This window comes from Halorubrum sp. SD690R, from assembly GCF_005435035.1.
Taxonomy (GTDB): Archaea; Halobacteriota; Halobacteria; order Halobacteriales; family Haloferacaceae; genus Halorubrum; species Halorubrum ezzemoulense.
This window is the reverse complement of the sequence record NZ_SGTV01000066.1, coordinates 1-4,998: the sequence shown is the minus strand read 5'-3', so window position 1 is coordinate 4,998 and position 4,998 is coordinate 1. Positions and strand designations below refer to the sequence as shown.

Sequence of the window (4,998 nt, the reverse complement as noted above, 5' to 3'; positions counted from 1 at the left end):
TTCTTTCGCACACGGACCAGTCAACAGAACGTGCTCTGTGGCACGAAATCCAGGTCGGTCTCTTGCGCCCCATATCTTGTTTCACGCTCTGCTAGGGTAGCAGCGTTTCCATCGAGTCAACAGAGCCCAATTTGCGGATAGTAGTGCTTCACTGAGTTCGGGAAGAAGCTTATAGATTTGATTTTACGGTTCACTCGGCTTTGAACGTTGAGTGTCTAACACTTTATCGACCGAGAATGGCGGCTGAGACGGTGTGTAAACGGAAAGGAGAGTTTTAGTCGCAGACGCTACGCTCTCCGCTGGAGGTTCAAACGGTGTGAACGCTGCCTTCATTATCCTCTGTGAATCACTCCCCTGTTCGATTGATACCGTAAACCCCTCGTAGAACGCTTCTTCCACCGATTTCGGGATTAATAGTGTCAACATGACAACGTTCAAAGATGAGTGTTCAGAAACCCCTGTTTCCTGTACGTTAGGATGTACCATAGAATGGTTGTTACAGGCACCGTGAGAGAACGCTTGCCTGGTTGAGTTCGAACAATACTGTCGAGAGCGAGAACTACTCTTGATAGAGATCGCTATACAACAGGTATCTGAACTGTTCTATGACACCCTCAGTTCGCATAACTCCGACGGTACCGAAGGGGCTTTTCTGCTGTGCGACCGGCCCAGTTCATTCGGTGTGCTGGATACGGCATCAAGACTCACGTGGGTGACACACGACCACCGGGGACGGGTACACGGTCCCGAAGGGTGTCAACCACTATATCGCCGTTGAACACCCACTGGTCAAGCGAACCCGAGTTCACGAGCGGCGTTCGCCGAAATAGTGATCCCTCGCTCCCCGTATGAGACATGACTGGAGACGGATTCGCTGATGAGTTTGTGAAGATCGACGATATATGACTTCGGGCGCTCCTCTTGGATGCGTGTCGTCGCCTTCGTCTCAAAGTGTAGGCCACGGTGCGCGACGTACACCTCGACAAACCGGCGCTGGATCGACTCGGGACTCTCCCAGACGACCGCCGGGACGGCATCAAGAGCCGTCTTTGCGCCCTGTGGGGCGCCCATGGCGACGAGACACCGCCCGAGTACCGAGGCGTCCGTTGCTGGGTACAGTTCGGTCGCGCGTCCGTCGCTGTTCACATGGCGACAGTGTGCGTCGACGCCGACCGCCGCGAATGCTGCCTCGATCGCCTCGCGATCAACCCGGCGTCCGATCGTGATTGCAGGGACGAACGTTTCGTTGATACTTCCACCCGCAAGGATGTGAGCGAGCACCTCGACGAGTGCGCCCGCCATTTTGGAGCTAGGATCAAGCCAGCCGTTGGCGCTTGCCGCGTCAATTCCGTGGACTGAGTCAGGTTTTCCTCCATTGAGCCATGGCCGAACTCGCCCAGCCGGGAGTTCAAGCGCGGTCCCGACCGCGGTCCGGCCAGCCTTCGGGTGCTCAGCAGCATATGCCTGGACACGCTGGTAGTCTTCGACCTTCTCCCACGGATCGGCATACTCCCGGTCGGAGTAGGTTCGCGCTACTGAGCGTGCCGTCGGTTCCATACTTATATATTAACACCCTGAGCGATACATCTTGTGAGTCGTTTTTATATTTGATATCTTGATCAGAGTACTTATACCTGTACTTCGCGTATATTAGAGCATACCAGCGGGCGAACTGAAGGTAACGGCAGGATGGAAGGTCATCCTACCACCTCGGGTCTACACGATGTAGGGCCTCACAAGGCACCTAGTATTCTGTACCCGAGTGTCGTTAACCTTCGTATCTGTTCCGTTGGCGATACAACGAAATCATGAACATCAAAAAAGCATTCCAAGACAGTGAACGGGCCGTCAGCCCCGTTATAGGGGTTATACTCATGGTCGCCATAACCGTAATTTTAGCGGCTGTGATCGGGACGTTCGTGCTTGGACTCGGTGATAGCCTCGGCCAGAACGCAAATGCTGGAGTTTCAATTGATGAACCTAATAGTTCCCATGTTACGGTAACACTAGTTAGTCAAGGAAATGTGGATCTCGTTACTGTCAACGCGACTGATGATACCGGGACGCCACCCTCTGGAACTCTAGAAGAGGTAGGCGACACTGTAACCGTGGAACACAGTGATTCCAATGTCCAAATAATTGGGGACATAGGCGGCGAAAAGACAGTCCTTCGGACGTACGAGCCATAAACACCAAACAACAGTAACAAGCACACACGCTTTTTTGAAACATACTGCCTCTCTCTACTCTCAATTCGCAGTGCTGTATGCTAATGGCAGTGGCAATACCACTATAGAGGCTGCTTTGCGTGGATACGCAGCATGCTAAGACGCGAAGGCCCATGTAATATTGTCGTCAACGTAATCTACGATTGTAGATGTTCAAAATTGGTATCTGCCCAAATCAGGTATGAGATGAAGTAGTTAGAAGCACTTCCTTCTCGACATAGTCGAGATCAGATATCTCGGACTAACGATACCAAGCCGGCAACATACTCAGGATCTAGTAGGTCGGTAGGTGTAAGATACAGAGGATTTAGTTAATAGAAACTGTATCATCATAAGATAAATACTGAAATCCCGTGCTGGGTTTTCTCCTCGCCGCGACCGGCGCGGCTGTGTTGAGTGTCGTGTTCATGCTTGCGTTTCAATCCCGTGCTGGGTTTTCTCCTCGCCGCGACCTACCGATGATCGATGCCCTATGAGCGACGCGCAACAGTTTCAATCCCGTGCTGGGTTTTCTCCTCGCTGCGACTGACGTTGGTGTCGTCGGTCATAGTCGAGTACGTCCGTTTCAATCCCGTGCTGGGTTTTCTCCTCGCTGCGACCGCGCCCGCAAGCACGCCCGCCTTCGCACCAAGGCGTTTCAATCCCGTGCTGGGTTTTCTCCTCGCTGCGACTCTCGGCGCGCAGCTCGGCGGCGGCGTGACTGACCGTTTCAATCCCGTGCTGGGTTTTCTCCTCGCTGCGACGGACTGAACCTCATACACGACGTGAGTGGGCCGGGAGTTTCAATCCCGTGCTGGGTTTTCTCCTCGCTGCGACTAACGGTGAGGTCGGTCGCATACGCCGGCGTCGCGTTTCAATCCCGTGCTGGGTTTTCTCCTCGCTGCGACGGCATGGAAGACCCGTCGAACGACCATCACAACCGTTTCAATCCCGTGCTGGGTTTTCTCCTCGCTGCGACGACATATCGTCCCACTCCTCGTCTACCTTCTCCCATCGTTTCAATCCCGTGCTGGGTTTTCTCCTCGCTGCGACAGTGAAGTAGCGTCTCCACAAAAACGATCTCGAACAGTTTCAATCCCGTGCTGGGTTTTCTCCTCGCTGCGACCCAAGCTGAGCCACAGTAGACACACTCGTATCCATCATGTTTCAATCCCGTGCTGGGTTTTCTCCTCGCTGCGACCGCAGGTTCAGCAGTCCCTGCCGACGATCGACAAGTTTCAATCCCGTGCTGGGTTTTCTCCTCGCTGCGACGACCCGGACGCTTGGCTCTCCTTTACCGACGCCAGGTTTCAATCCCGTGCTGGGTTTTCTCCTCGCTGCGACGGGAAGCGCAAGCTCGCGGAGGAGAGCAGCGGTTGTTTCAATCCCGTGCTGGGTTTTCTCCTCGCTGCGACTCACCCATCTGCTCACTTACCATCGCGACTGATTGGTTTCAATCCCGTGCTGGGTTTTCTCCTCGCTGCGACAACTGGTGGAGACGATAGTGGCTCTCAGCAGAACCGTTTCAATCCCGTGCTGGGTTTTCTCCTCGCTGCGACGTCGCGGGTGCCGAGCCGTCCCCGAAAGTGAACTGTTTCAATCCCGTGCTGGGTTTTCTCCTCGCTGCGACCGACCGCGTCGAACGCCATCGACCGGCTGAAAGAGTTTCAATCCCGTGCTGGGTTTTCTCCTCGCTGCGACAGTCGGGTGGCGAATTCGAAGATGAGTATCTCGTTTCAATCCCGTGCTGGGTTTTCTCCTCGCTGCGACCTGCCGCGCCGCTGGGACGCCGCCCGCGAGCCGCGGTTTCAATCCCGTGCTGGGTTTTCTCCTCGCTGCGACCAAGAGCGGGACGCCGTGTTGGAGCTCGCGCGCTGCCGTTTCAATCCCGTGCTGGGTTTTCTCCTCGCTGCGACCCCCTCCAATTCGACGACCAGCCGGCCGTCCTCGTTTCAATCCCGTGCTGGGTTTTCTCCTCGCTGCGACCCCCGTACACGTCCATGGGCTCGGATTCGGTCCCGTTTCAATCCCGTGCTGGGTTTTCTCCTCGCTGCGACCGCTGATGCTCCTCGTCTTACTCACGGTTATCTTCGTGTTTCAATCCCGTGCTGGGTTTTCTCCTCGCTGCGACAATATCGTAGGTAAGCCACACACCAACCGCCAAGACGTTTCAATCCCGTGCTGGGTTTTCTCCTCGCTGCGACGCGCTTCCGGCTGTGTCACTAGGTCAGAACACATCTGTTTCAATCCCGTGCTGGGTTTTCTCCTCGCTGCGACAGGGGGTGAAAATACAGCTATAGGTGTAAAAAAGCTTTCTCAGTGGCCGAAATCATGCCCCGATTACGTCAACCGGGGCTGTACAGTCCTATAATAAGGGTCGACGTAGCCATTTCAGAGCACGTTCGACTGTTCGTCCGGTGGCTCTGAACCGATATCGGTCGTCTTGTCCTGGCAGGACTCACACAGCCGGTAGATCCGGATGCGATCACCGTCGTCCGGGTCGATTTTGGCTTCAAGCTCGTCTTCAAGTTCGACGCGCTCGGCCTTGGTTACATCGACCTCGAACACACTGTACTGCCGCCAGGCTCCGTACCGCTGGAGCGTGCGATACACCTGCCGGCGGTTCCTGTCGTCGCTCACGTCGTAGGCGATTGCTAGGCGCATGAGCCTGTCATAGAAAGCCTCACGTGCGAAGCAGCAGGGTTTGGAGACGGTGTCTACAAGCTCCAAAGCCCTGCAAAACGAAGCTTCGGTCGACGAGTTCTTGAATGCAGCGGCTACCGAGACGGTT

Annotated in this window: 3 protein-coding genes and 1 CRISPR repeat array; of the genes, 1 reads left to right on the top strand and 2 read right to left on the bottom strand. The window is 55.1% G+C overall.

Annotated features, from left to right (window positions below):
• Positions 1–789 precede the first annotated feature (789 nt).
• The gene (locus EXE41_RS18230) at positions 790–1,557 is read right to left on the bottom strand and encodes a hypothetical protein (protein WP_137691745.1); all 768 of its coding nucleotides are present in this window, start codon (positions 1,555–1,557) and stop codon (positions 790–792) included.
• Between the two features lie 251 nt (positions 1,558–1,808).
• On the opposite strand from EXE41_RS18230, the gene EXE41_RS19790 reads away from it, so the two are divergent.
• The gene (locus EXE41_RS19790) at positions 1,809–2,189 is read left to right on the top strand and encodes a type IV pilin (RefSeq protein WP_137691744.1); all 381 of its coding nucleotides are present in this window, start codon (positions 1,809–1,811) and stop codon (positions 2,187–2,189) included.
• 381 nt (positions 2,190–2,570) lie between these two features.
• Positions 2,571–4,484: a CRISPR direct-repeat array (repeat unit 37 nt; unit sequence GTTTCAATCCCGTGCTGGGTTTTCTCCTCGCTGCGAC).
• 114 nt (positions 4,485–4,598) lie between these two features.
• On the opposite strand, the gene cas2 is transcribed toward EXE41_RS19790, so the two are convergent.
• Positions 4,599–4,871 (bottom strand): CRISPR-associated endonuclease Cas2, encoded by a 273-nt coding sequence (gene cas2, locus EXE41_RS18220; RefSeq protein WP_137691746.1) that lies wholly within the window; start codon positions 4,869–4,871, stop codon positions 4,599–4,601.
• Positions 4,872–4,998 lie beyond the last annotated feature (127 nt).